Origin of the sequence: Jannaschia sp. M317, assembly GCF_025141175.1 — a bacterium.
Classification (GTDB): Bacteria; Pseudomonadota; Alphaproteobacteria; order Rhodobacterales; family Rhodobacteraceae; genus Jannaschia.
This window is the reverse complement of the sequence record NZ_CP081155.1, coordinates 965,459-991,373: the sequence shown is the minus strand read 5'-3', so window position 1 is coordinate 991,373 and position 25,915 is coordinate 965,459. Positions and strand designations below refer to the sequence as shown.

29 protein-coding genes are annotated in these 25,915 nt (G+C 64.9%); 20 read left to right on the top strand and 9 right to left on the bottom strand.

Going from position 1 to position 25,915, the window contains the following annotated elements:
* The first annotated feature begins 52 nt into the window (after positions 1-52).
* The 14 genes from K3551_RS05230 to K3551_RS05165 all read left to right on the top strand — a co-directional run bounded on the left by K3551_RS05230 (position 53) and on the right by K3551_RS05165 (position 11,826).
* On the top strand, positions 53-508 hold the full coding sequence (locus K3551_RS05230) for a universal stress protein (protein WP_259918267.1): 456 nt from the start codon (positions 53-55) through the stop codon (positions 506-508).
* Between the two features lie 147 nt (positions 509-655).
* Positions 656-1,216: a NifU family protein gene (locus K3551_RS05225; protein ID WP_259918266.1), complete on the top strand. Its 561-nt coding sequence runs from the start codon at positions 656-658 to the stop codon at positions 1,214-1,216.
* Positions 1,209-1,829, top strand: coding sequence for a tRNA (adenosine(37)-N6)-threonylcarbamoyltransferase complex dimerization subunit type 1 TsaB (tsaB, locus tag K3551_RS05220; protein WP_259918265.1), 621 nt, complete (start codon positions 1,209-1,211; stop codon positions 1,827-1,829). The genes K3551_RS05225 and tsaB overlap by 8 nt, the downstream gene beginning before the upstream one ends.
* Positions 1,830-1,915: 86 nt before the next feature.
* Complete coding sequence (locus K3551_RS05215) at positions 1,916-2,335, top strand: GNAT family N-acetyltransferase (RefSeq protein ID WP_259918264.1); 420 nt, start codon at positions 1,916-1,918, stop codon at positions 2,333-2,335.
* A 123-nt stretch (positions 2,336-2,458) separates the two neighbouring features.
* On the top strand, positions 2,459-3,463 hold the full coding sequence (locus K3551_RS05210; RefSeq protein WP_259918263.1) for a BMP family protein: 1,005 nt from the start codon (positions 2,459-2,461) through the stop codon (positions 3,461-3,463).
* Positions 3,463-3,825, top strand: a complete 363-nt coding sequence (locus tag K3551_RS05205) for a hypothetical protein (RefSeq protein ID WP_259918262.1) — start codon at positions 3,463-3,465, stop codon at positions 3,823-3,825. Before K3551_RS05210 ends, K3551_RS05205 begins: the two co-directional genes overlap by 1 nt.
* The gene (locus K3551_RS05200; protein WP_259918261.1) at positions 3,822-5,384 is read left to right on the top strand and encodes an ABC transporter ATP-binding protein; all 1,563 of its coding nucleotides are present in this window, start codon (positions 3,822-3,824) and stop codon (positions 5,382-5,384) included. The genes K3551_RS05205 and K3551_RS05200 overlap by 4 nt, the downstream gene beginning before the upstream one ends.
* The gene (locus K3551_RS05195) at positions 5,381-6,520 is read left to right on the top strand and encodes an ABC transporter permease (RefSeq protein ID WP_259918259.1); all 1,140 of its coding nucleotides are present in this window, start codon (positions 5,381-5,383) and stop codon (positions 6,518-6,520) included. Before K3551_RS05200 ends, K3551_RS05195 begins: the two co-directional genes overlap by 4 nt.
* The gene (locus K3551_RS05190) at positions 6,517-7,152 is read left to right on the top strand and encodes a LysE family translocator (RefSeq protein ID WP_259918258.1); all 636 of its coding nucleotides are present in this window, start codon (positions 6,517-6,519) and stop codon (positions 7,150-7,152) included. Before K3551_RS05195 ends, K3551_RS05190 begins: the two co-directional genes overlap by 4 nt.
* Positions 7,149-8,117 (top strand): ABC transporter permease, encoded by a 969-nt coding sequence (locus K3551_RS05185; RefSeq protein WP_259918256.1) that lies wholly within the window; start codon positions 7,149-7,151, stop codon positions 8,115-8,117. Before K3551_RS05190 ends, K3551_RS05185 begins: the two co-directional genes overlap by 4 nt.
* Complete coding sequence (locus tag K3551_RS05180) at positions 8,101-8,895, top strand: purine-nucleoside phosphorylase (RefSeq protein WP_259918254.1); 795 nt, start codon at positions 8,101-8,103, stop codon at positions 8,893-8,895. The genes K3551_RS05185 and K3551_RS05180 overlap by 17 nt, the downstream gene beginning before the upstream one ends.
* A 143-nt stretch (positions 8,896-9,038) precedes the next feature.
* Positions 9,039-9,962, top strand: a complete 924-nt coding sequence (locus K3551_RS05175) for a sulfite exporter TauE/SafE family protein (protein ID WP_259918252.1) — start codon at positions 9,039-9,041, stop codon at positions 9,960-9,962.
* Entirely contained in the window at positions 9,962-10,726 is a 765-nt protein-coding gene (locus K3551_RS05170) for a TIGR02186 family protein (protein ID WP_259918250.1), read from the top strand. The genes K3551_RS05175 and K3551_RS05170 overlap by 1 nt, the downstream gene beginning before the upstream one ends.
* A 68-nt stretch (positions 10,727-10,794) precedes the next feature.
* Positions 10,795-11,826 carry a fatty acid desaturase gene (locus tag K3551_RS05165; RefSeq protein ID WP_259918249.1) on the top strand — a complete coding sequence of 344 codons (1,032 nt, stop codon included), beginning with the start codon at positions 10,795-10,797 and terminating at the stop codon, positions 11,824-11,826.
* Between the two features lie 44 nt (positions 11,827-11,870).
* On the opposite strand, the gene K3551_RS05160 is transcribed toward K3551_RS05165, so the two are convergent.
* From K3551_RS05160 to K3551_RS05130, 7 genes are all read right to left on the bottom strand, one after another.
* Positions 11,871-12,593, bottom strand: a complete 723-nt coding sequence (locus tag K3551_RS05160; protein ID WP_259918248.1) for an SDR family oxidoreductase — start codon at positions 12,591-12,593, stop codon at positions 11,871-11,873.
* Positions 12,590-14,113 (bottom strand): ATP-dependent RecD-like DNA helicase, encoded by a 1,524-nt coding sequence (locus K3551_RS05155; RefSeq protein WP_259918246.1) that lies wholly within the window; start codon positions 14,111-14,113, stop codon positions 12,590-12,592. The genes K3551_RS05160 and K3551_RS05155 overlap by 4 nt, the downstream gene beginning before the upstream one ends.
* A 17-nt stretch (positions 14,114-14,130) precedes the next feature.
* A complete protein-coding gene (locus K3551_RS05150) occupies positions 14,131-14,760 on the bottom strand; it encodes an acyl-homoserine-lactone synthase (protein ID WP_259918245.1) in 630 nt (209 codons plus the stop codon).
* A gap of 101 nt (positions 14,761-14,861) precedes the next feature.
* Positions 14,862-15,572: an autoinducer binding domain-containing protein gene (locus K3551_RS05145; RefSeq protein ID WP_259918244.1), complete on the bottom strand. Its 711-nt coding sequence runs from the start codon at positions 15,570-15,572 to the stop codon at positions 14,862-14,864.
* Positions 15,523-15,726 (bottom strand): hypothetical protein, encoded by a 204-nt coding sequence (locus K3551_RS05140; protein WP_259918242.1) that lies wholly within the window; start codon positions 15,724-15,726, stop codon positions 15,523-15,525. Before K3551_RS05140 ends, K3551_RS05145 begins: the two co-directional genes overlap by 50 nt.
* Positions 15,727-15,929: 203 nt before the next feature.
* The gene (ccrA, locus tag K3551_RS05135) at positions 15,930-17,222 is read right to left on the bottom strand and encodes a crotonyl-CoA carboxylase/reductase (protein ID WP_259918240.1); all 1,293 of its coding nucleotides are present in this window, start codon (positions 17,220-17,222) and stop codon (positions 15,930-15,932) included.
* A gap of 111 nt (positions 17,223-17,333) precedes the next feature.
* Entirely contained in the window at positions 17,334-18,701 is a 1,368-nt protein-coding gene (locus K3551_RS05130; protein WP_259918238.1) for a 1-acyl-sn-glycerol-3-phosphate acyltransferase, read from the bottom strand.
* Positions 18,702-18,945: 244 nt separating this feature from the next.
* On the opposite strand from K3551_RS05130, the gene K3551_RS05125 reads away from it, so the two are divergent.
* From K3551_RS05125 to K3551_RS05110, 4 genes are all read left to right on the top strand, one after another.
* Positions 18,946-20,907 carry a protein meaA gene (locus K3551_RS05125; protein WP_259918237.1) on the top strand — a complete coding sequence of 654 codons (1,962 nt, stop codon included), beginning with the start codon at positions 18,946-18,948 and terminating at the stop codon, positions 20,905-20,907.
* Positions 20,908-20,975: 68 nt separating this feature from the next.
* The gene (locus K3551_RS05120) at positions 20,976-21,311 is read left to right on the top strand and encodes an H-NS histone family protein (RefSeq protein ID WP_259918235.1); all 336 of its coding nucleotides are present in this window, start codon (positions 20,976-20,978) and stop codon (positions 21,309-21,311) included.
* A gap of 66 nt (positions 21,312-21,377) precedes the next feature.
* Positions 21,378-22,082, top strand: a complete 705-nt coding sequence (gene deoD / locus K3551_RS05115) for a purine-nucleoside phosphorylase (RefSeq protein ID WP_259918233.1) — start codon at positions 21,378-21,380, stop codon at positions 22,080-22,082.
* A gap of 784 nt (positions 22,083-22,866) precedes the next feature.
* Entirely contained in the window at positions 22,867-23,205 is a 339-nt protein-coding gene (locus K3551_RS05110; RefSeq protein ID WP_259918231.1) for a hypothetical protein, read from the top strand.
* Between the two features lie 146 nt (positions 23,206-23,351).
* Here K3551_RS05110 and K3551_RS05105 read toward each other — a convergent pair whose 3' ends face one another.
* Entirely contained in the window at positions 23,352-24,119 is a 768-nt protein-coding gene (locus K3551_RS05105; protein ID WP_259918230.1) for a VCBS repeat-containing protein, read from the bottom strand.
* Between the two features lie 38 nt (positions 24,120-24,157).
* Positions 24,158-24,481, bottom strand: coding sequence for a 2Fe-2S iron-sulfur cluster-binding protein (locus tag K3551_RS05100; RefSeq protein WP_259918228.1), 324 nt, complete (start codon positions 24,479-24,481; stop codon positions 24,158-24,160).
* A 185-nt stretch (positions 24,482-24,666) separates the two neighbouring features.
* Between K3551_RS05100 and K3551_RS05095 the strand changes: the two genes are divergently transcribed.
* A complete protein-coding gene (locus K3551_RS05095) occupies positions 24,667-25,164 on the top strand; it encodes a peptidoglycan-binding protein (RefSeq protein ID WP_259918226.1) in 498 nt (165 codons plus the stop codon).
* Positions 25,161-25,895 carry a heparan-alpha-glucosaminide N-acetyltransferase gene (locus K3551_RS05090; RefSeq protein WP_259918225.1) on the top strand — a complete coding sequence of 245 codons (735 nt, stop codon included), beginning with the start codon at positions 25,161-25,163 and terminating at the stop codon, positions 25,893-25,895. The genes K3551_RS05095 and K3551_RS05090 overlap by 4 nt, the downstream gene beginning before the upstream one ends.
* Positions 25,896-25,915: the final 20 nt, after the last annotated feature.

Genomic DNA, 25,915 nt, shown 5'->3' with positions numbered 1-25,915 from the left:
AGAGCCGCGCGCGCGCGTCATTCTGGGGCTCCGCCATCTTTAGGAGAGTTCGATGCGCAAGTTTCTGGTGGTGCTGGACGACAGCCGCGAATGCCTCAACGCCATGCGTTTCGCTGCACTGCGGGCCGAACACACAGGTGGGGGTGTCGAGGTTTTGTCGGTGATTCCCCCCGATGAGTTCAACCATTGGATCGGTGTGGGCGACATCATGCGCGAAGAAGCGCGGGAACGGATCGTCGCCCATTTCGAGGTCTTCGCCAAATGGATGCGCGACAAGCACGCGCTGGAGCCGCACCTGGTCATCCGCGAAGGCGAACCCGTCGACGAAATCCTGGCCCAGGTGCGGGAGGACCCGGAAATCGGGGTTCTCGTGCTGGGTGCCGCCTCGGACAAGAAGGGACCGGGGCCGCTGGTCACGCAGCTGACGAAATCGGCGGGAACGTTGCCGGTGCCGTTCACGATCGTGCCGGGCGATTTGTCGAAGGAACAGCTCGAAGGCATCGCCTGACTGTGTCGGGGGTGTCCGGGCGTCTCTGGGGTCCAGGGCGGACCGGGTCCGGCCCTGCGCCTGCGCATCGGCTTTAGAATCGTTCCAACTTCTTGACACGGCCGGGGCGGGCGCGCACATAAGCCTCCCAGCCCCGGAGGTGCCCTGATGTTCATCCAGACCGAGACCACGCCGAACCCGGCCACGCTCAAGTTCCTGCCCGGACAGACCGTGCTGGACGCGGGCACCGCAGATTTCCCCGAAGCCGCCGCCGGCGAGAAATCCCCCCTGGCCCGGCGCCTGTTCGCGATCAGCGGCATCGCAGGCGTCTTCTTCGGCCATGATTTCGTGACCGTCACCAAGGCCGACACGACAGAGTGGGACCATGTGAAGCCCGCGATCCTGGGTGCCATCATGGAGCATTTCCAGTCCGGTGAGCCGGTCATGGAAGGCGAAGCCCAGGCGCAGCACGCCGCCAACCACGACGAGGCCGACAGCGCCATCGTGGGCCAGATCACCGAATTGCTGGACACGCGCGTCCGCCCCGCCGTGGCACAGGACGGGGGCGACATCACCTTTCACGGGTTCGAGCGCGGCGTCGTGTATCTGCAGATGAAGGGGGCCTGCGCCGGTTGCCCGTCTTCGACGATGACCCTGAAGATGGGGATCGAGAACCTGCTGCGGCATTACATCCCCGAAGTGCTGGAGGTGCGTCCTGTCGGTGTCTGACCGGACCACGCTCGCCTTCGATACCTCGGCCGCGCATTGCGCGGCCGCTGTCGTGTCAGGGGATCGGGTTCTGGCGACGCGGGTCGAGGCGATGACCAAGGGGCAGGCCGAACGCCTGATGCCCCTGCTGGAGGAATTGCTGGCCGAGGCCGGACTGGGCTGGGACGCGCTGGACGTGATTGGCGTGGGCACGGGTCCGGGCAACTTCACCGGGACGCGGATCGCGGTGGCCGCCGCACGTGGGCTGGCCCTGGCGCTGGGCATCCCGGCAGAAGGTGTCGGTGCCATTGAGGGGCATGCGGCGGGACGCGCGGTCACCGTGGCCCTGCCCGCCCCGCGCGGCCTGGTGCATCTGGGCCATGGCGCAGAGCTGCGCAGTCAGCCAGGCGATGCCCCGCTGCCGGACGGCTGGCCAACGGTTCTGGCGGGGCCTGCGGCGGCGCAGGTGGCGGCGGATCTGGGCCTGAGGTGCGCACCCGAGGTGCCGCTGGCCGCGTCCATCGCACAGATCGCGGCGTCCCGCGCGGCGGCCGGTCGCCCCAGGCCTGCGCCGATCTATCTGCGCCCTGCGGACGCCGCACCGGCCCGCGACGCGCCGCCTGTCATTCTGTGATGCGAACAGGACAGAGAGTCGCAGGTCACCCGCGTTGATCGTCCGGGTCACCCGCCTATCTGCGGGTCACAGACCAGAGGGACCGCATGACCCTAGCCGACCGCCTTGCCGCATTGCACGCCGACGCCTTTGACGGCCCCTCCCGATGGTCGTCGGGGGCCTTTCGGTCGGCGTTGGAAAACCCACACTGCTTTCTGACCCTGTCCGAGACGGACACGGGCGGCCCGATCGACGGTTTCGCCCTGGGCCGCTGCGTCGCGGACGAAGCGGAGCTTCTGACGCTGCTGGTCGCGGACGGGCGCAAACGTCAGGGGCTGGGCCGCGATTTGCTGGCGCAGTTCGAGGCAGCGGCCCGTGTGCGCGGCGCGCAGGCGGTCTTTCTGGAGGTTTCGGCCGAAAACGCGGCGGCCCGTGCGCTTTATGATCGCAGCGGATGGCGGCTGGTCGGTCAGCGCAGCGGCTATTACGAAGGCGTCGATGCCCTGGCCATGCGCAAGGACCTCTGACGACGGGTCAGACAGGCCAGAATCCGGTTGATCTTCTGGGTCCCCTGCGGCCTTATCCCCTGCATCAATGACGGCAGGGGGGTGATTTGCCCTTCCGAAGCCTCTGTCCAACGGGAGACAACCATGAAGATCACCACCAAGCTGATGGGGGCCGCCGCCGCGCTGGCCTTGACCGCCGGTGCCGGCCTGGCTGATGGCCATTCCAACCCAGGCCTGATCATCGACCTGGGCGGCAAGTTCGACAAGTCGTTCAACGAAAGCGCCTATAACGGTGCTCAGCGCTGGGTCGAAGAGACCGGCGGCGACTATGCCGAGACCGAGCTGGCCAACGAGGCACAGCGTGAACAGACCATGCGCCGCATGGCCGAGCGGGGCGCGAACCCGGTCGTCGTTCTGGGCTTTGCCAACGCCTCTACCCTGGACGTGGTCGCCCCCGACTACCCGGACACCAAGTTCGCCATCGTCGACGTCGACTGGCTGGACCAACCCAACGTGCGCCAGATCTCCTTCAAGGAGCATGAGGGCAGCTATCTGGTCGGCATGATGGCGGCCATGGCCTCCGAGACGGGAACCGTGTCGTTTGTCGGTGGCATGGATGTGCCGCTGATCTCGCGCTTTGCCTGCGGTTATGCCCAGGGTGCCAAGGCCGTGAACCCCGACACCACCGTGATCGTCAACATGACCGGCACCACCCCGACGGCCTGGAACGACCCGGTCAAGGGCGCAGAGCTGACGCGCAGCCAGATCAGCCAGGGATCGGACGTGGTCTTTGCGGCAGCAGGCGGCACCGGGATCGGTGTTCTGCAGGCCGCCGCCGACGAAGGCATCCTGTCGATCGGCGTGGACAGCAACCAGAACTACCTGCACCCCGGCAAGGTCCTGACCTCGATGGTCAAGCGCGTCGACAACGCGGTGTTCGACACCTTCTCGAACGGCACCGACATCGAGGCGGGCGTCATTTCCATGGGACTCGACAACGATGGTGTCGGCTATGCCATGGACGAGAACAACGCAGACCTGGTCAGCGCCGAAATGATCGAAGCGGTAGAGGCGGCCAAGGCGTCGATCATCGCGGGCGACGTTGTCGTCCACAATTTCACCGACGATGGCACCTGCCCGGCGTTCTGATGACCATGACGTCCCCCGGCGACCTGCTGCTGACGCTCCTCTCGGCCTGGAATGAGGCCGACGCCGGGGCACGCGACACACTCCTGGACGAGGCCTTGGCGGCCTCGTTCACCTATGAGGATCCCCATGCGCCGGAGCCCTTCGTCGGGGCCAAAGGCATGGGCCAGTACCTGACCATCTTCCGCCGTAACCTGCCGGACGCGAGCCTGCATCCGATGGCCGCCCCGCGCGTCACCCATGGCACCGCCCTGGTCGAGGCACGGCTGGACCGCAACGGGTTGAAATTCGCGCGCCTGCTGTTCGTAGGCCATGCGAAGGACGGGGTCCTGACCCGCGTGACCGGTTTCGTGGAGAGCGAATGACTGACCCCACCCCCCAAGGTGCCCCCGGCGATCAGAGCCTTGCGATCGAGTTGCGCGGCATCTCCAAGGCCTTTGGCCCGGTGCAGGCCAACAAGGACATCTCGATCCAGGTCAAACGCGGGTCGATCCACGGGATCATCGGGGAAAACGGCGCGGGCAAATCGACGCTGATGTCCATCCTCTACGGGTTCTACAAGGCCGACGCGGGCGAGATCCTGATCGGCGGCACGCCGACCCAGATCCCCGACAGCCAGGCCGCGATCGACGCGGGCATCGGCATGGTGTTCCAGCACTTCAAACTGGTCGAGAATTTCTCCGTTCTGGAAAACATCATCCTGGGCGCAGAGGACGGCGGGCTTTTGAAACCCTCGTTGGCCAAGGCGCGCAAACTGCTGGCCAAACTGGCCGATGACTACGAAATGGACGTCGACCCCGACGCCATCATCGAAGACCTCGGCGTCGGACAGCAGCAGCGGGTAGAGATCCTCAAGGCGCTCTACCGTGAGGCGGATATCCTGATCCTGGACGAACCGACGGGCGTGCTGACGCCTGCCGAGGCCGACCACCTGTTCCGCATCCTGCGCGGCCTGCGCGACGAGGGGAAGACGATCATCCTGATCACCCACAAGCTGCGCGAGATCATGGAAATCACCGACACCGTCAGCGTCATGCGACGGGGCGAAATGACCGCCACCGTGCAGACCGCCGAAACCAGCCCGGAACATCTGGCCGAGCTGATGGTGGGGCGAAAAGTTCTGTTGCGCGTCGACAAGACCCCCGCCCAGCCCGGCAAGACCATCCTGGAGGTGGAAAACCTGCGCGTGATCGACGATCAGGGCGTGGAGCGGCTGCGCGGCATCGACCTGACCATTCGCGCGGGCGAAGTTCTGGGCATCGCAGGCGTTGCGGGCAACGGTCAGTCCGAACTGCTGGAGGTGCTGGGTGGCTATGCCAGGGGCACCGGGACGATCCGCGTCAACGGCCAGGAAATCGACCTGACCGGCACCGCGTCCGACGCGCGCAGTCGCCGCGCGCGCGGCATCGCCCACGTACCCGAGGACCGGCAGCGCGAGGGTCTGATCATGGACTACCGCGCCTGGGAAAACGTGGGCTTCGGCTATCACCACGACGACCGTTTTGGCAGCGGCATGTTTCTGGACAACGCCGCGCTCAAGAAAGACTGCGAAGAAAAGATGGCGCGCTTCGACGTGCGCCCGCCTGACCCGACGCTGGCCGCCAAGAGTTTCTCTGGCGGCAACCAGCAAAAGATCGTCCTCGCCCGAGAGATCGAGCGCAATCCAGACCTGTTGCTGATCGGGCAGCCCACGCGCGGCGTGGACATCGGCGCGATCGAGTTCATCCACCAGCAGGTCATCGCCCTGCGCGACCAGGGCAAAGCGATCCTGCTCGTATCGGTCGAACTTGATGAAATCATGGCCCTGTCGGACCGCATCGCGGTGATGTTCGACGGGCGCATCATGGGCGAACGCCTGCCGGATCAGACCAACCAGGGTGAGCTGGGCCTGCTGATGGCCGGCATCACCGGAGACGCCGCATGAGAGACTCCATGCCCAAATGGGCCGACATCCTGCTGATCCCCTTTCTCAACCTGCTTCTGGCGTTGATCGTATCGGGCCTGGTCGTGGCCTTCATCGGTGAAGACCCGTTCGAGGTGCTGGGCCTGCTGGTCGAGGGGGCCGTCGGCTCGGCGGATGGTTGGAGCTATACGCTCTATTACGCGACGAACTTCATCTTTACGGGCCTCGGTGTCGCCGTCGCCTTTCACGCCCGGATGTTCAACATCGGCGGCGAGGGGCAGGCCCTGCTGGGCGGTCTGGGCGTGGCCCTGATGCTGCTCTGGGTGCCTTGGCCGCATTGGACGCTGGCCCTGATCGCGGCGATGCTGGGGGCCGGGGCCTTCGGGGCGTTCTGGGCCTCGATTCCGGCCTATCTGCAGGCCAAGCGCGGCAGCCACATCGTCATCACGACGATCATGTTCAACTTCATCGCCTCGGCGCTGATGGTCTATCTGCTCAGCCGTGTTCTGCTGGCCCCCGGCGCGGGCGGCTCGCCGGAAACGGCGCGGTTCGCCGCGGCGACCAATCTGCCGTCGATCGCGGATCTTTATGCCCTGCTGGGTCTGGGCTGCGTGGAGCGTCCCTTTGCCTCGGTCTGCCGCGCGCCTTTGAACATCGCTTTCCCGCTGGCGCTCTTGTCTGCGTTGGGCGTCTGGCTGCTGCTGTGGCGGACCAAGCTGGGCTATGAAATCCGCGCCTTCGGTCATTCGGAGCCGGCGGCGCTTTATGCCGGGATCTCGTCCACCCGGATCGTCATGATCGCGATGACCATCTCTGGCGCTCTCTGTGGCCTGATGGCGATCAACTCGGTCATGGGCGAGGGTGAACGGCTGGTCATCGACCCGGTGCAGGGTGCCGGTTTCGTGGGCATTGCGGTGGCGCTGATGGGGCGATCGCATCCCTTGGGCGTCTGCATCGCGGCCTTGCTGTTCGGGATGCTGTATCAGGGCGGTGGCTATGTCGAATTCGACATCCCCGCGATTTCACGAGAGATGATTCTGGTCATTCAGGCCCTGGTGATCCTGTTCACGGGCGCGCTGGACAACATGGTCCGGCTACCGGTTGAACGGCTGTTCCTGTCGATGCGCCGCAGCCCCAGCCGAAAGGACGCAGGATGACCGATCTGGCCCCCCATTTGCCCGGCCTTCTGGTGGCCTGGGGGATGCTTTGCCTTGGGCTTTTCTCGCCCGGACCGAACATCCTGGCGATCATCGGCACCTCGATGGAACGGGGCCGGCCGCAGGGCCTGGCGCTGGCTGCGGGTGTATCCGTCGGCACCCTTCTGTGGGGGGTATTGGCCGTGACCGGATTCACCGCCGTCCTGACCCTTTGGGCCGGGGCGATGACAGTGCTGAAGCTGGCGGGCGCGGCCTATCTGTTGTGGCTGGCCTATGGGGCCTTTCGGTCCGCTGCGCAGACGGTCGAGGTCAATACCCGTACCGTCGACGCACCCAACCTGCGGGCCTATGGACTGCGCGGGCTGATGGTGCAGATGACCAACCCGAAGGCCGCGATCTTCTGGGTGGCAATCGCCGCGGTCGGCACTGGGCCGGACACACCGGTGTTCATTCTGGTCACGTTGATCGGGGTTTCATTCCTGATCTCTCTGGCTGGTCATGTGGTCTATGCGCTGGCGTTTTCGACCCGCGCCGCCGTCGCGCTGTATGCGCGGGGCAGACGGGCCGCGCAGGCCACCATCGGAACCTTCTTTACCTATGCCGCCTACCGACTGGCGACGGAGCGGACATGAGCTTCCTCGAAATCATCCAGATCCTCGATTCCTCCCTTCGGTTGGCCACGCCGCTGCTGCTGGCCTGTCTGGCGGGCCTGTTCAGCGAACGGGCAGGCGTGTTCGACATCGGGCTGGAGGGCAAGATGCTGGCCTCCGCCTTCCTGTCGGCTGCCGTGGCCGCCTATACCGGCAACGTGTGGCTGGGGCTGCTGGCGGGGATCTTCGCGTCGCTGCTGATGGCGGCGCTCCATGGCATCGCTTCGATCACCTTTCGCGGCAATCAGCTGATTTCCGGCGTGGCGATCAACTTTCTGGCGTCGGGCCTGACGGTCGTGGTGGGCGAGGCCTGGTTCGGCCTGGGCGGGCGCACCCCGCAGCTGGAAGGCGCGGGCCGGTTCAGCGAAATCACCCTGCCCTTCGCCGAGGCGCTGCGCGACGTGCCCTTCCTGGGGCCGATCTATGCGGAGCTGATCTCGGGCCATTCGATCCTGGTCTATGTGGCCCTTCTGTGTGTGCCCGCGACCTGGTGGGTCCTGACCCGCACCCGGTTCGGCCTGCGCCTGCGGGCCGTGGGCGAAAACCCCGCGGCGGTGGACACGGCGGGCGTGTCGGTCGTGGGGCTGCGTTATGCGGCAGTGATGATCTGTGGCGTACTTTGCGGTATCGCCGGGGCCTATCTGGCGACGGCGCTGTCGGCGGGTTTCGTCAAGGAAATGTCGGCGGGCCGGGGGTTCATCGCGCTGGCCGCGCTGATCTTTGCCAAATGGCGGCCGTGGTATGCACTGGGGGCCTGCCTGTTGTTCGGCTTTCTGCAGGCGCTGGGCTTCCGGGGTGAGATGCTGAACCAGTTGATCGGCATTCAGATCCCCTCGGCCCTGTTGGACAGCCTGCCCTATATCCTGACGGTGGTGATCCTGGCGGGCTTCGTCGGTCGCGCGATCCCGCCGCGCGCCGGAGGCGAGCCCTATGTCAAAGAGCGCTGAGCTTACCGCCCTGATCCGCGACCGCGCGGGGGCAGAGGCACTGGCCTATGGCCTGATCCTGGGCTCCGGGCTGGGGCATCTGGCCGAGCAGGTGGACGGCGTGGCAATCGACTATGCCGACCTGCCCGGTTTCCCCCATGCAGGGGTCAGCGGCCATAACCCCAAGCTGGTCGTGGGACAGCTGGGCGGCACCCGGGTCGCCGTCTTTGGCGGACGGTCGCATTACTACGAAAGCGGGCGCGCGGACGCCATGCGCCTGCCGCTGGAGGTTCTGGCCGAACTGGGCGCAGAGGCGGTGCTGGCCACCAATGCCGCAGGCAGTCTGCGGGCGGACATGCCGACCGGATCGCTGATGCTGCTGTCGGATCACATCAACTTCTCGGGTCTCAACCCCCTGATCGGAGAGCCGACGGACCGCCGTTTTGTGCCGATGGGCGACGCCCATGACCCCGCGATCCGCAGCGCCCTGCGCGAGGCGGCCCGGGCGGAGGATGTCGATCTGCACGAAGGTGTCTACGCCTGGTATTCGGGCCCGTCGTTCGAAACACCTGCCGAAATCCGCGCGATCCGTACCCTGGGGGCCGATGCGGTCGGCATGTCGACCGTCCCGGAGGTGATCCTGGCGCGGTTTCTGGGGCTGAAGGCCGCGGCGATTTCGACGATCACCAACATGGCCGCAGGCCTGTCGGACGAAGCGATCAGCCACGAGCACACCAAGGCCATGGCCCCGCTGGGCGCAGCCAAGCTGGAGAAGGTGCTGACCCGCTTCCTGAACTGAGCCCCCGGCATAAGACCAATTTGACGCGCCCGGTCAGTCCAGATCACTCCTTGTTGCCAAGAACGCATGAAAAGTGTTCGCTCGGGGTTTGAAATTGGCGGGCGGTTGGGACTATTGCAGGGCATCCTCCGAGAGGGCAGCCCGTGCAAATCTATCTTCCCATTGCCGAAGTTTCGGTCAACGCCTTCCTCCTCGTGGGGCTGGGCGGCATGGTCGGCATCTTGTCGGGCATGTTCGGTGTCGGAGGCGGCTTTCTGATGACGCCGCTTCTGTTCATGATCGGCATCCCGCCCGCCGTCGCGGTCGCGACCGAAGCGAACATCATCGTCGCCTCCAGCTTTTCCGGCGTTCTGGCGCATTTCAGGCGCAAGTCGGTGGACCTCAGGATGGGGTTTGTCCTGCTCATAGGCGGTCTGGTCGGTGCGGGCCTGGGTGTGCAGGTCTTTGCCGCGCTCAAGGCGTTGGGTCAGGTCGATCTGCTGGTCAAGCTTTGCTATGTCGTGTTCCTGGGGATCATCGGCGGGCTGATGTTCATCGAAAGCCTGAATGCCATCCGCAAGTCCCGCGCCAAAGGCCCCGCGCCCAAGACGGTGCGGCGGCAGCGCGGCTGGATCCATGCGCTGCCCTTCAAGATGAAATTCCGGACTTCGGGACTGTATATCTCGGTCATTCCGCCGCTTCTGGTCGGTTTGTTCGTGGGCGTCCTGGCCGCAATCATGGGTGTCGGCGGTGGGTTCATCATGGTTCCCGCGATGATCTATCTGCTGGGCATGCCCACCAAGGTCGTGGTCGGCACCTCGCTGTTCCAGATCATCTTTGTCACCGGGTTCGCGACCCTGCTGCATGCGACGACGAACTACACCGTGGACATGGTGCTGGCGGTTCTGCTGCTGGTCGGGGGTGTGATTGGTGCACAGGTCGGCACCCGCATCGGGACAAAGCTGAAGGCCGAGCAGTTGCGCGTCCTGCTGGCGGCCATGGTTCTGATCGTCTGCGCCAAGCTGGCGCTGGACCTGCTCATCGAACCATCAGAGCTGTTCTCTGTCGGCGCAGAGGGGGATCACTGATGCGGTCCTTCCTGCTGAGCCTTGTCGCGGTCGTGCTGGCCGCCCTGCCCGTCGCGGCAGAAGAGGTCGTCGCCGACCTGAGCCAGGACCGCGTGGCGATCTCGACGTCGTTCGACGGCTCTGAAATCCTGGTGTTCGGGGCCATCAAGCGCGATGAACCCGTGCCTGCCGGATCGCCCATCGCGGTCATCATCACGATCGCGGGCCCGGACGAAGCCGTCACCGTCCGCCGGAAGGAACGCCGCCTGGGCATCTGGGTCAACGTCGAAGGCGTAGAGGTGGACCGTGCGCCCAGCTTTTACGCCATCGCCAGTTCCATCCCGCTGGACCGCGCGTTGACGCCGGAGATGGACGACCTGTGGAAGGTGTCCACCCGCCAGAAGATCAGCGCCGAAGATGCCCCGGAAACGGCCGCCGATGCCCCCGACTTCCTGGAGGCACTGGTCCGGGTCCGCGAGGCCGCGGCGCAATACACGTTGGCGGAATCGACGGTGGAGATCCGCGATGCAACGCTGTTCTCGACCAAGATCGCCCTGCCGGCCGATCTGACCGAGGGTAATTACAACACCCGTATCTTCCTGACCCGCGACGGTCAGGTGATCGACAGCTACGGGACGTCGATCTTCGTTCAGAAGGTCGGGATGGAGCGGTTGATCTATAACCTCGCCCATGAACAGCCGCTGATCTACGGGTTGCTGTCGCTGTTCATCGCGATTTCGGCGGGGTGGCTGGCCTCTGCGTTCTTCCGGTACGTTCTGCCCTGACGGCCCTTGGGCGTTGCGATACGCGCCAAACCCGCTACAAGGCGCGAAACCACGAGAAAAGCAGGTCCATGGCCGACACTCACACCGACCGTCGTACCGATGCCGACACCCCCCGCGCCCGCGACTGGATCAAGATCCTGGCCGGTTACCGCAACCCAAGCGTTTGGCGCAGCACGTTCGAGCTGGCCGTGACCCTCGGCCCGTTCCTCGCGCTATGGGTTCTGGCTTGGCTGGCGTTGTCGGTCAGCGGCTGGCTGGCCTTTGCGATATCCTTGGTGAATGCGGGTTTTCTGCTGCGGCTTTTCGCGATCCAACACGATTGCGGGCATGGGGCGTTCTACAACAACCGTTCGCTCAGCGATTGGCTGGGCCGCGCCTTGGGCGTGCTGACGCTGACGCCCTATGACGTCTGGCGGCGGGCACATTCGATCCATCACAGTGCGGCGGGCAACCTGGACCTCCGTGGCCTGGGCGACATCACCACGCTGACCGTGGCCGAATATCGCGCGCTGACCGTGATGGGCCGGTTTCGCTATCGCCTGTATCGCAACCCCATCGTGCTGTTCGGTCTGGGACCGGGTTGGCAGTTCTTTGTGGCAAATCGGGTGCCGCTGGGCCTGACTGGGCACCTGCGGTATTGGGCCAGTGCGATGTACACCAACGCGGCTATTCTGACCGTTCTGGGTGTGATCTTCTATTTTGGCGGCGCCGCCCCGATCCTTTTGATCTTCCTGCCCTCCACCTTGCTGGCGGCGACGGCCGGGGTCTGGCTGTTCTATGTGCAGCACCAGTTCGAGGCCACGAACTGGGAAGATGGCGCCGATTGGGATCTGCACGAATCCGCGCTTCATGGGTCGTCGCACTACGTGATGCCCAAGGTCCTGCAGTGGATGAGCGCGAATATCGGCATCCACCACGTCCACCACCTTTACAGCCGTATCCCCTTTTACCGCCTGCCCGAGGTCCTGCGGGACCACGCTGCATTGGACGAGGGCAACCGCATGACCATCCGCGAAAGCCTGGTGAACGCGCGGCTGCACCTGTGGGACGAGAAAAGCAAACGCCTGCTGTCCTTCGCCGAGGCGCGCGCCGTCACCTGAGGGGTCTGTTCCGGGCCGGGTGCCCCCGCCCGGACGTGCCGGCCCTAGCCGCGACCGACGTAGGGCATGCCGTTAGCCATGATCGTCATGGTCAGCACGTTCGTTCCCTCGGGCAGGGATGCCATGTGCAGCACCGCCTTGGCCGCATCCTCCACCGCCATCATCGGCACACCGTCACCGCCTGCGTCCCGCTGGGCTGCGTCCAGCGCCTCCAGCATCGGGGTCTTGGCGTTGCCGATGTCGATCTGTCCGCAGGCGATGTTCAGGTCCCGACCGTCCAGCGCCAGTTGCCGGGTCAGCCCGGTCACCGCGTGTTTCGTGACCGTATAGGTCACCGCCCCTTCGCGGGGGACATGCGCGCTGATCGAGCCGTTGTTGACGATCCGCCCGCCCCCTTGCGCCCGCATCACGCCAAAGGCGGCGCGCGCCATCAGGAACATCCCGGTCAGGTTGACGGCCACGGCACGGTGCCAGTCGTCCACCGCCGTCTCGTCGATGGCAGCGGCGGGCACGAACAGGCCCGCGTTGTTGAACAAGACGTCCAACCGACCAGCGCGGCCTGCGAAATCGGACACGACGGCTTCGGCGGCGGCCGGGTCCGTCACATCGCCCGGCAGGACATGGGCGTTCGGGTGATCGCCCGCAACCGCGCGCAACGCATCTGCGCGCCGCGCCATCAGGCCCACGGTCCAGCCCTGGGTCAGGAACAGCCGCGCAGTTGCTGCCCCGATGCCCGAGGACGCACCGGTGATCAGGATCGTCTTCATTGCGGGGCCTCCTCTGCGGTCAATGCCAGGGGCGCAGGATCGACCTTCAGGTCGGCGGTGTCCAGCGGGGCCTTGGGCATCGCCAGGGCATAGCGTTTCACCCAGACAAGCCGGGTGGCCGCGCGGGTGATCGCCACATAGGCCAGGCGTTTCCACAGGGCCTGCCCCGCCTCCATCCGACCGGCGCGGGACGCGGCATAGAGATCGGGGGCAAAGACCTGCACCACGTCCCATTGCGACCCCTGCGCCTTGTGCGTGGTAACCGCCGCCCCGTGCAGAAACGCAGCCCCCATGTGAGCGGCGAAGGGCAGGAACGGCTCTTCCTCGTCGGGATGCTCGATCTTGACGATAGAGCTGACGGAAATTTCCGGCTCCGGCGCGCCAACGACGTGCAGCTTGCTGAACCCCGGCTTGCGGCCTGGCCCCAGATAGACGACCTGCGCCCCCTTGATCAGGCCCCGCGCCTCCAGGTCGATACGCCGCTTGCGGTGCTTGAGAGGCAGCTCCAGCCCGTCGCAGATCAAGGGCTCGCCCGGCAGCAGATGCGTGTCGTCGGCCCCATGTGCCTGCCGGAAGGCGCGGATCAGGCGGATACGGGTGGCGTTGCGCCAGACCAGCACGGGCGACCGCGCCATCAGATCGCTGTCGACCCGGCCCGCCACGACGACGCGGTCGTCGCGGGCGGCGGCGGCCTCGACCATCTGTTCGAACTCGTAAAAGCCCAGCTCCGGGTCGCCAAGCGCATGGGCCAGGTCCAGGATCGGGCTGTCCGCCTCCTGGCGGTGGACGCGGTCCAGATGCAGGTGGTCGTCGCCTTGAAAACGGTCGAACACCATGCGGCCCGATTGGTTCACCGGGGCCAGCTGCGCCGGATCTCCGAACAGGACGAGGGTCGGGAAGATCTCTTTCAGGTCCTCGAACTGGCGGTCGTCGAGCATGGAGGATTCGTCGACAAAGCCCACGTCCAGCGGGTTCTCCCGTCGCTTCCATCCGGTGATGAAGTCCGACCCGCGCAGCCCCGCCGCCGCCAGCGCGCCGGGAACCGATCCCGTCTCGTCGTAGACCCGCTTGGCGCGGTCCAGCATCTCGTCGGTCAGGGCCTCGGTTTCGGGGCGGTCGGCGTCGCCCGCCAGCCATTCCGCGATACGCTCATATTCCGGATCGTAGACGGGGGTATAGAGGATCCGGTGGATCGTCGTGGCAGGCACCCCGCGCGTGCGCAAGACACTGGCCGCCTTGTTGGTCGGGGCCAACACCGCCAGCGACCGCCGGTCCTTGCCCTTGCGTTCATAGTCGCCCGACACCAGGTCCAGCCCGGCGCCGCGTGCGGCCTTTACCAGCTCTGCCAGCAACAGGGTCTTGCCCGAGCCCGCCTTGCCCGTGACGGCCAGCACGCGGCTGTCGTCATCCTCGCGGGCGGTGGCGTAGCCGTCGGACAGATGCACGGCGGAGTCGGTCAGCACCTCGGCGATGCGGTCCCAGGCGTCTGCCTGATCGGGGGAGAGCGTGGGCGTTGTCATCGCCCTTTCATATCGCCTCAGGCCCGGACGGAAAGGGGCTCTGCGTGCAGAAGGCTGGCGAATGTCCTCTCGAAGTCGTTTCGCGACTGGCTGGGGTGAATGCCAACAAGGCCGAGCAGACGATCGTGGACCGCCTCGGAGAAGGTCCAGACCCCGGCAGAGATGCCATCGCGGGTGCCCAGAACCTCCGGCTGCCAGCCGAGACGGCGATAGACGCGGGTCATGGGCGCATCAAAAACGCCGACCGAATGGGTCAGGCCCAGCCCCAGGCCCAGCTCGCTCGCTGCAAGCAGAAGCTGCCGCGCGACACCGCTGCCGGCCTTGGGCGACAGGCAGAAACGGGTGCATTCCCAAACCCGCGGGGACCGGATCGACCCGCCCCCGGTCAGATGGGGAAAAACCTCGCCCAACATGGTCGGGCCGGTCGTGGGCAGAAACCGCATCGATCCCATATGACGGCCCTGCCCGTCTGCGGCGATGACATAAAGTGGATCTAGCGCGTCATAGGCATCCGTTTCCCAGCCCAGCGCATCAACGGTGACGTCCCAATGCATGCGGTCGCGAAACTGCGCGGTGCGGTCGCGGAACATGCCTGCCACAAGATCGCCATGGCGGTCGAAGTCGGTGGAATAAATATAGTGGATCACGGGCGCACCCTTTTGTCAGCATCTGACAAAAAGGGGTGATCGGGAGCGGGTTAACGGTTTGTCACCGTGCGCTGCCTTAGATTATCCGTAACGCCCCGTGCTCACAGACAGATGAGCCCGCGCGACAGGGCATTGGCGACCGCGTGGGTGGTATTCAACGCACCCAATTTGAAGCGGGCGCTTTCGATATAGACGCGCAGGGTGTGTTCCGAGATCTTCAGCCGTTCAGCCGCCTGCGCCCGGCTCTTGCCCGCAGCCAGCAAGGTCAGGGCGTCCGTCTCTCGCGGGGACAGCGCCTGATGCGGGGGCGGGCCTTCGCCGCCCAACACAAGGGCGCGTTCGTTGACGTAATGCGCGGCCAGCAGCAGCTCGTGCATATTGGCGCGGGTAAAGCGGCCCCAGCTGTCGTCGCCGATGCGGTGGTTGACCGTGAACAGCGCGAATTGCCCCGACGGTCCCCGGATCGGCAGGCTGTAGCCCTGATTGCCCAGGCCATTGGCGACCGCCTCGCCCAGCAAGGTGCGGGCGGGGCGTCCCGACCAGTCCAGCGCCTTCCAGTCAACGGGGGTGAAGCCGCGAAAGCAGGACAGGACGACGGGGTCGATGGTCTGAAAGTTGTTCTCGACGTAGGCATCCACCCAGTCCTGACCATATGTCAGGGCGGCCCATTGATCGCCGCCCGATCTGACCGAGTGATAGACGAGATGTTCGACGTCGTAGGCGTCCCTCAGGTCGAAAACGACCCGTTCCAATGCGGCCAGATCAGTCGCAGCCTGCAACCGGTCCAGTATATCGTCCAACTTCCGCGCCATGCAGGTCCGCCTGTTGCGGCGCGGGCACCTGCCCGATTTCCGCGATGGCCACGACGATTGCCTCTTCCAGCTGTTCGGCCAGGTTCGGCATGTCATTGACGCTCGCAAATCCGCGCAGGTCGCCCAACACCTCGATGATCCAGTTCTTCGACATCTGACATTCCCTTCGCGGAGGTTAACGAACTCTTAAAGACAGCCTATCCGACCCGGAATTCGCCCGAAATTCGCAGATCGACCCTCCCCATTTCTGGCGGGGTACCGGTTTCCAAGGCCTTGATCCCCAAGAACATGCAGAACGAATCGAAAACGGCCCCGTCCCGTTAGGGACGAGGCCGCCTGTGCGCACGATGGGTGATGTCAGTCCGGTTTGCCGGCCTCCAGAACATCTTCGAGGGTGCGCAGGCCAGTCTTGGGGGCCTGCACCAGAACGGACATGTTGCCCGGCTTATGCTCATTGCGGAGCATCTTCATATGCGCCTCGGGCAGGTCGGCCCAGTCAAAGCATTCCGACATGCAGGGATCAAGGCGCCGTTCCACCATCAGCTTGTTGGCGGCCGCGGCCTGCTTGAGATGGGCAAAGTGCGAGCCCTGCAAGCGCTTCTGATGCATCCACATGTAGCGCACGTCGAAGGTCAGGTTGAACCCGGTGGTGCCTGCGCAGATCACGACCATGCCGCCCTTTTTCACAACGAAGGTGGACACGGGGAACGTCGCCTCGCCCGGGTGTTCGAACACCATGTCAACATTGGTGCCCTTGCCGGTGATGTCCCAGATCGCCTTGCCGAACTTGCGCGCCTCTTTGAACCAGGTCGCGTATTCCGGGGTGTTCACCTTGGGCAGCTGGCCCCAGCAATCGAAGTCCTTGCGATTGAGAACCCCCTTGGCCCCCAGCCCCATGACAAAGTCGCGCTTGCTCTCGTCCGAGATGACGCCGATCGCATTGGCCCCCGCCGTGTTGATCAGCTGGATCGCGTAGGACCCCAGCCCCCCCGAGGCGCCCCAGACCAGAACGTTCTGGCCGGGCTTCAGGTCGTGGGGTTCATGCCCGAACAGCATCCGGTAGGCCGTCGCCAGCGTCAGCGTGTAGCAGGCGGCCTCTTCCCAGGTCAGGTGCTTGGGGCGCGGCATCAGCTGCTGGGCCTGCACATTCGTGAACTGCGCAAAGGACCCGTCTGGTGTCTCGTAGCCCCAGATACGTTGGCTGGCGGAATACATCGGGTCGCCGCCGTTGCATTCCTCGTCGTCACCGTCGTCCTGGTTGCAATGGATCACGACCTCGTCGCCGACCTTCCAGCGCTTCACCTTGTCACCCACCGCCCAGACGATGCCCGAGGCGTCGGATCCGGCGATGTGATATGGCTGCTTATGGCCGTCAAACGGGCTGATCGGCTGACCAAGCGCGGCCCAGACACCATTGTAGTTCACGCCCGCCGCCATCACGAGGACCAGCACGTCGTGGCTGTCCAGCTCGGGGATATCCACGATCTCCTGCTGCATGGCGGTATCGGGGTTGCCGTGACGTTCGCGGCGGATGGACCAAGCATACATCTGCTTGGGCACGTGGCCCATCGGGGGCATTTCGCCCAGCTCGTACAGATCCTTGATCGGGGCGTCGTAGGCCGGCTGGGCGGGTTGTGTATCAAGAGCCATGGAAACCTCCGGGATGTGATGTGCCGCACTGCGGAACGAATTGCTGCGTTGCAACAGGACTTACCACCCCACCCGCAATTATCAACCTGAAAGTTTATCCATCTTGTAATTTTATGTCTCGGTGGCTTTCTGCACTGGCAAGGTCCGCGCGTAGAAGGCGATGACCGGGGCCCAATCCCTGGACAAGGTGATTCGATCATCGGCAAGGCGCAGAGCGCCGCGCACCTCCAGCATGCGCAGCGAGGTGCGGGCGAGTTGGTCCGCCTCGGCCTCGTTCGTGTGGACCGCATGACCGGCCCGCGCAAAGGTGTCGGCCTGCGTTGCGATATACGCCGCCACATCGGCCACCGACCGGGCCCCGTGTTCCAGCGCGGCACAGGTCAGCGCCATGGGCAGGACCGGCAGCACCGCCTCCAGCCGTGTCATCAACTCTGCGCCCAAGGCTTCGGTCGGATCCGCATGACCGCGCCAGAGAAACCGGCGCAGCGACAGGGGCTGCCCGAACGACACCGCCGCATAGCCAAAGCGCGTGAACCGCCCGGTCAGTCGCAACTGCAGATGCCGCCAGAGATAGCGCGCCACCATCCACCAACGCAGACGAAACGCGGCCGCCCCCTTGTTGCGCGCGGCGATCAGAACGCGATCCTCGAGCACGCGTTCGTAGTTCACCGCGACAGGCACAAAGACGACATCGCGCGCATCTTCGGGGTCGTGGTCGGTGACGATATAGCTGAGGATGCCCAGCTTGGGGGGCTGCAGGGCACCGTCCCGGCTGAGCCGGCCTTCGGGAAAGACGGCCTGGGTCACGCCATTCTCGGTGGCGATCTGGATATAGCGGGCAAGAACCTTGCGATACAGCGGGTTAAGATCCCTGCGCCGCACGAAATAGCCGCCCAAGGCGCGGATCAACGGGGCCAGAGGCCAGCGGCGCGCCCATTCACCGACCGCATAGGCCAGCGCGGTTTGTCGCGCGGCAAGCCAGGTCACCAGCACGTAATCCATGTTGGACCGATGGTTGAGAACGAAAATCACGGTAGCGGTCGGGTCTATGTCCTGAAGCGCGCGCTCCTCTCCGGTGACGCGGACACGGTAGAGGCCGCGCGATAGCCAGCGGGACAGGCGCATGGCGACCGTAAAATAGAGCGTGGCGGAAAACCCCGGCACGATCTCTCGGGCATATCGACGGGCGGTTTCGAAGGCGACTTCGCTTGGCACGCCTTCTGCCCTGGCGTGATCAATGATCGCCTGCGCCACCTGCGGATCGTGGGTCAGACGGTTCACCGTATCGTGGCGCCGGGCCAGTTTGAACGGCTGGATCGGGCGGGCAAGGCGTGTGTTCAACTGCGCCACCAACCGTTCCGCCCGCTTGCGAAAGAACCAGCGGACCGAGGGAAACAGGAAATGCGACGCAAAGGTCACCGCCGCGAACAGTCCCAGCAGCACCAGCGCCCAGATCGGAATCTCGACCGTCTGGCTCATCTGGCGATGCGGCGGGGCGGGGCAATCAAGGCAGGCACCTCTTGGCGGCGGACCCCGGACAGGCCGGACTTGCCACAGTTTGGGGGAAGTCCGCAGGGCGGACTACCCCGTTTTGTACAAATATAATCGCCCCCCGGAGGGAGGAAACGACCGATCCCACCGTGCTGCAATGCAGCGAATTGACACTTACGGGATATGTCCAGTATCAACACCTCAACGTAATATTGTTACACGAGGCTTCGCCATGTCGCAGAAAGATCGCCCCTGGTTGTTCCGCACCTATGCCGGCCACTCGACTGCGGCCAAGTCAAACGCCCTTTATCGATCGAACCTGGCACGGGGGCAGACCGGTCTTTCGGTTGCTTTCGACCTGCCGACGCAGACAGGCTACGACAGTGACCATATCCTGTCGCGGGGCGAGGTCGGCAAAGTCGGTGTTCCGGTTTCGCACCTGGGCGACATGCGGGCCCTGTTCAAGGACATCCCGCTGGAACAGATGAACACCTCGATGACGATCAACGCGACGGCCCCCTGGCTTCTGTCGCTTTATGTCGCCGTCGCCGAGGAACAGGGCGCGGATACGACCCTGTTGCAGGGCACGGTTCAGAACGACATCGTCAAGGAATACCTGAGCCGGGGCACCTATGTCCTGCCGCCCAAACCGTCGATGAAGCTGATTTCCGATGTGGCCGAATATTGCTATTCCGCCATTCCGAAATGGAACCCGATGAATGTCTGTTCCTATCACCTGCAAGAGGCGGGGGCCACGCCGGAACAGGAACTGGCCTTTGCCCTGGCCACCGCAACCGCCGTTCTGGACGAATTGCGGGACAAGGTCCCTGCCGAGGACTTTCCCCGCCTGGTCGGGCGCATTTCCTTTTTCGTCAATGCCGGCATCCGGTTCGTCACCGAGATGTGCAAGATGCGCGCCTTTGTCGAGCTTTGGGACGAGATTTGCACCGAACGCTATGGCGTGGAAGATCCGAAATACCGCAGGTTCCGTTATGGCGTTCAGGTCAATTCCCTTGGGCTGACGGAACAGCAGCCGGAAAACAACGTCTACCGGATCCTTCTGGAAATGCTTGCGGTGACGCTCAGCAAATCCGCGCGCGCGCGCGCGGTTCAATTGCCCGCCTGGAACGAGGCCCTGGGCCTGCCGCGCCCCTGGGACCAACAATGGTCCCTGCGAATGCAACAGGTTTTGGCCTATGAAACCGACTTGCTGGAATACGGCGACTTGTTCGACGGCTCTCCGGTTGTGGCGGCAAAGGTCGAAATCCTGAAAGAAGGCGCGCGCGCGGAATTGGCCGTTCTGGATGGAATGGGCGGCGCGGTCGCGGCCATCGAATACATGAAGGCGCGGCTGGTGGAGTCAAACGCAGACCGTCTGGGCCGTATTGAACGGGGCGAAACAACGGTCGTGGGCGTCAATGCCTGGACAGAGGCCGAACCCTCGCCACTGGTGGGTGAAGACGGGGGCATCATGACGGTCGACCCGGCGGTAGAGGCGGACCAGATCGACCGTCTGGCCGCCTGGCGCACGGACCGGGACGATGTCGCCGTCGAGGCCGCGCTGGACGCCCTGGCACGCGCCGCGCGCGAGGGGACCAATATCATGCCCCCCTCTATCGAAGCGGCCAAGGCGGGCGTCACGACGGGCGAATGGGCGGGCGTCATGCGCCGCATTCACGGGGAGTACCGCGGGCCGACCGGCGTGTCCTCCTCTCCGTCGAACCGGACAGAGGGTCTGGACGATCTGCGCGCCGCAGTGGACGCCGTCAGCGACCGGCTGGGACGGCGGCTGACCTTCCTGATGGGAAAGCCGGGATTGGACGGGCATTCCAACGGGGCCGAACAGATTGCCGTGCGCGCCCGCGATTGCGGCATGGCCATTCGCTATGAAGGTATTCGCCTGACCCCCGAGGCCATCGTCACCGCCGCAATAGATGAGGGCGCGCATGTGGTCGGATTGTCGATCCTGTCCGGATCGCACCTGCCATTGGTCGAAGACCTGATGGACAGAATGCGCTGCGCCGGATTGGCGGACATCCCCGTGATCGTAGGTGGCATCATTCCCGACGAGGATGCGGCGCGCTTGAAGTCCATGGGCGTGGCCGCGATTTACACCCCAAAGGATTTCGAATTGAATCGGATCATGGGCGACATCATCGAATTGGCCGACCCCAAGGTAATCGCCGCAGAATAGATTCCCCTTGCCTTACAAATTAGCTCCGCTTATTGCGCAATTCAGCCTGTGCAATGAGGGGATTTGTTATGGACGTGGACAAGATGACCAAGGACGACCTGGCCAAGGAACGCGCTGCGGCGCAGGAACGGCTTAAAGCCATCGAAAAGGCCGAGTCGGAATACGACGGTCGCCGCCTCAAGGAGCTGCGCGGCGAGATCGAAGGGATGCTTGCCAAAGAGGGTTATTCCCTCGCCGATCTGTTCGGCGGCAAAGCCCCGAAAAAAGCGGGTGCATCCAAATCCGTGGCCAAGTATCGCCACCCCGAGAATGCCTCTGTCACCTGGTCCGGCCGTGGCCGCCAGCCTGCTTGGTACAAAGAGGCGATCGAAGCCGGGAAATCCCCGGAAGATATGGCGATCTAGCCTTTCTTTCTCATTCGGAATTAGAAGGGGGCGCGGGCAGCGCCCCTTTTGCTTTTGGAGAATGCCATGACCCCCCATATCCGCGCCGAAAGAGACCAGATCGCAGAGACCGTTCTGATGCCGGGCGACCCCTTGCGCGCCAAATGGGCCGCCGAAACCTTTCTGGACGCGCCCGAACTGGTGAACGACGTGCGGGGCATGCTGGGTTTCACCGGAACCTGGCGCGGCAACCGGGTGACGATCCACGGCTCTGGCATGGGGATGCCGTCGCTGTCGATCTACGCCAACGAGCTGATCACACAATATGGCGCGCGCACGCTGATCCGTATCGGATCAGCCGGGGCAATGCAGAACCACGTGGCTATCCGCGATGTGATCCTGGCACAGACGGCGTCGTCGATCTCCACCCCCTCGGCAGGGATCTTCCGAGAGGTGACCTTTGCCCCCTGCGCCGATTTCGGCCTGCTCTCGGCGGCCCATCGCGCGGCCACGGGGCGGGAGTGCACGGTGCATGTCGGCGGTATCTATTCCTCGGACGTGTTTTACGACGAACGCCCCGACCTGACCGAGATGATGACCCGTCACGGCATCCTTGCCGTCGAGATGGAGGCCGCCGAGCTGTACAATCTGGCGGCACGCCACGGCTGTCGCGCGTTGGCTGTGCTGACGATCAGCGACCACCTCCTGACGCATGAGGCGCTGCCGGCCGCTGACCGTCAGTCCTCGTTCGGGGACATGGTGGAAATCGCGTTGGAGGCCGCCTTCGCCTGACGCCACATCGGACCTCACCCGCAACAGGGCCAGGGTTGCGACCGGGACCTTCGGTCGTATCGGGTGGCGATACCTCGGGCCACCCCGAGGCTGCGCTACATGCGGTGGCCGGCGTTGCGGTCGCGACCCTGGTCCGCGATCCGTCAGGCCACAGAGGCACCGGCTGTCGTCCCAGAGCGTGGCAACCGGCGACGCGCCAGCCGGTCGCCGTCCTGGCGGCGCAGCTAGCCCAGCTGTCCGAGGACGCGAGTCATGCCCGCCCCGCGCATCCGGTCGCCTGCATGATGTTCCGCCTTTCATGGTGCGATCTGCGCATGTCTGGGCGGGTCAAGGGCCACACACAGGATCGCGGCACCCGACCAGCGAACGGAACTCATGAATGGCTGTGCGTTTGACGATGCCCGGGGCGTAAGCTGTCGATGCACGGTCGCGGGGGTATCGCCTGCGCATCTGTCGAATTTCCCCCGGTGTGCGTAGGCCGACTCCCCCCCGAGCGTCCGACTCACCCCGTCATAGCGACCTATCCCCTCACCTTTGTTGCGGTTTCGCAGGGTTCGATCACACCCGCGCGAGGCCTCGTCGCGCGGGCGTGAGGGGGGTGCGGGGCGGAGAAGTGTATGTGCATATATGCACGTTTATCGCGTTATCCTCACGGTTTCGTTTGTTGAATGTCAGGTCTGCAAGGCGCAAATAGGGTTCATCAGCAGGGCAACACACACCGCCCCGCATCAAACCCAAACGGGCCCGCCGCAACCACAGGGTCCACCGCAAAAGGACTAACGTTATGAAAACCCTCATCATCTCCGCCCTCGTCGCTTCCGCCGCTCTGACCGGTGCCGCCTCTGCTCAGGTCGGATCGGGCGCTGCCGCCGCCATCGCGCACTTCAACCAGGACGTGGACGTCGCGAACGACGCCGTTTCGCTGATCAACCTGGACGGCGACCGGGTCGTTGTCTCCAGCCGCTCGGGCGGTCTGGGCGCGGTCTTCGCCCTGTTCAACTCGGACGCGGACACCGCGAACGACTTCACCGGCCAGAACGGCGCGACGCTGGTCGCCACGACCCCGGCCTACAACGCCGACATCTTCGCCGAGATCGAACGTCAGAGCGAGCTGGACGACTGATCCACTAGCCACCCCCTCGCGGTCCGGGTGCCTCCCCGCCCGGACCGTGCGACGCGCTTCACTCCCCTCCCCGGTTTCCCTTTCCGAGGTGCGTTGCGGCACGCGGCCCCCGTCAGAGCATCTGCTCGGCGGGGGTCGCTTTGTTTTCAGTCACACAACAGCGATGTATCCGGCGCCCAGGGACCCGCGTCTTCTGCCGTGATCTCACCTGCGACCTTCACAATCACGCGGCGGGCCCAATTGGCGGACGCGAGGACGATCTCGTGCTCTGTTCCGCAGACCCTGAGGCCTCCCGAAATGAAAGGCTCTCCGATTCGATGGTTGGTGACGCCGCTCAGCTGCGCAATTTCGCGGAGAGTTTGCCCGTCCAGCCGCCAGATCCGCAGCGTCTTCGCCAGATGAGGACGATCGACATACGCAACTTCCCAGGCACCGTCGCCGTCCAGGTCCCCCCAGGCTGCGGGCGCGAGCCAGCGGTTTCGGCGGCCGATCGGAGGCGTGGCGGCAAGCGGCACCAGCGCATCGCCCTGCGCACGATAGACGATCAATTGCGCCCCTTCAGTCAGTGAACTGCGGACGGCCACCACTTCGGGCAGGCCATCGCCGTCCACATCGGTCAGGCGCGGCGCGATATCCTCGAACACGTGCCCCGCCCCTGCGGCAACTTCGAGAACACGGCAGTCATCGTTCAGAACCGCGCGCAAGGTCAACGCGTCCTGGACGGATCCCATGATGTCATGGCCATAGGACGTGGTCGCATCCGCGTACCAGGCCACAAAGGCCCCCTGCACATCAGTCGCACCAGGCAACGCGTCTTGGGCCGCATCGCCACAGGCCAGCGCAGAGCCTGCACCGCCCGCCAGACACGCCACCGACAACGCCGCGCCGCGCAGGGCCGCCCGCCAGGGGTGCATCGGTGGACGCGGCGCCTCCCTCCAAGGACGCCCCGGCATCAGATCTGCTTTTCGGGCATCCGCACGACCAGCCCGTCCAACGCATCCGTCACCTTCAACTGACAGGTAAGACGGGACGTCGACGGGTCGGGCTGATAGGCGAAGTCGAGCATGTCCTCTTCCATCGCGTCCTTGGCCGGCAGCTTTTCGACCCAGGTGGCATCGACATAGACGTGACAGGTCGAGCAGGCGCAGGCGCCGCCGCAATCCGCCTCGATGCCGGGAATGTTGTTGTCTCGGGCACCTTCCATGACGGTCAGACCGGTGGGGACGTCAACGACGTGTTCGGTGCCGCCGTGCTCGATGTAGGTGATTTTGGCCATGGTCTTGTCTCCTGAACGCTCTTCCCGAGGTAGCGTCCGGGTGGCGCAGGTGCAACATGTCACGGGTCGATCCGCGCCACGACCGCCCCGGCACCGCACCGGCCATTTGTCCCGCGCCGCCAGTCCGCTAGGGTGCCGGGCAACGCCGCCCACGCAAGGAGTGGCGAAATCCGAGTGCGAGCCCCATGGCCAAAGCCCTACTGATCGCGAGTCTCAGCTGTCTTGCCGCCTGCACCGGCGCGACGGTCGAAGAGGTGTCGCGCAATTTCGGGCCTGCCGATCCGCGGCCGGGGGCCTGCTATGCGCGCGGGATCACGCCCGCCGTGTTGGAAACGGTGACGTCACAGGTGCAAGAGGTTCCGGCCGTCCGTCATCCCGACGGCACCATCCTGTCCCCCGCCCGGTTCCGCACGGTGACCTCGACCCGGATCGTCCAGGACCGGGGCGAGAACTGGTTCGAAACCCCGTGCCCCCTGCGCGATCGTGACCCGGTTTTCGTGCAGCAGATCCAGCGCGCCTTGCAGGTCCGTGGCCTCTACGGAGGAGAGATCAACGGCTTTTACGACGTGCCGACGCGCGCCGCCGTGCAGGCGTTCCAGACCCCGCTCGGACTGGAAAGCGGGACTCTGTCCAACGAGTCGGCCAAGGCTTTGGGCCTCGTGGCGCTTGGTCGCGGCGCATGAGCGGGGCTGCCGGGCGGATCGCGGCCATTGATTTCGCGCGCACGCTCGCCATCGCCAACATGGTGGCCTTTCATTTTCTCTTCGACCTTCGGATGTATGGGCTGGCGCCGCCGTGGCTGACCTACGGCGCACTTTTCGACGCTTGGGCCAAGGGCATTGCCGGCAGTTTTCTTGCGCTGGCGGGGCTTGGCCTCTGGCTTGCGCATGGCACCGGGTTTCAGGCCGGGCCGTTCTGGCGGCGGGTCGCGTTTGTCGCGGCCGGGGCGCTGGCGGTTTCTGCGGCGACCTATGTGGCGCTGCCCGCTGCCTGGGTGCGGTTCGGCATTCTGCATGCCATTGCGCTGTTTTCCGTCGTCTCGCTCGCCTTTTTATGGCTGCCCGGTTGGCTGACCCTGATCGTCGCCGCGGCGCTGTTGATCTTTGGGCCGGGGGTGTCCCTTGCGGCGTTCGACGGTCCCGCCTGGATCTGGACTGGCCTGGGGACGCGTGTACCGCCAATGATGGATTACGAGCCGCTGGTGCCCTGGCTGGCCCCGATGCTGATTGGACTGGCCGTGGGGCGGATCGGAACGCGAATCGGCGCGTGGGATCTGTTGCGCAGCGCGCGGCCCGGGTCTGGCCCCCTCCCTGCATGGTTGATCTGGCCGGGACGTCATTCCCTGGCCATCTACCTTTTGCATCAGCCGATCCTGATCGGGTTGATCCTTGGCTGGATGTCGCTGAACCGCTGAACGCAAACGGGCCCCTCGAA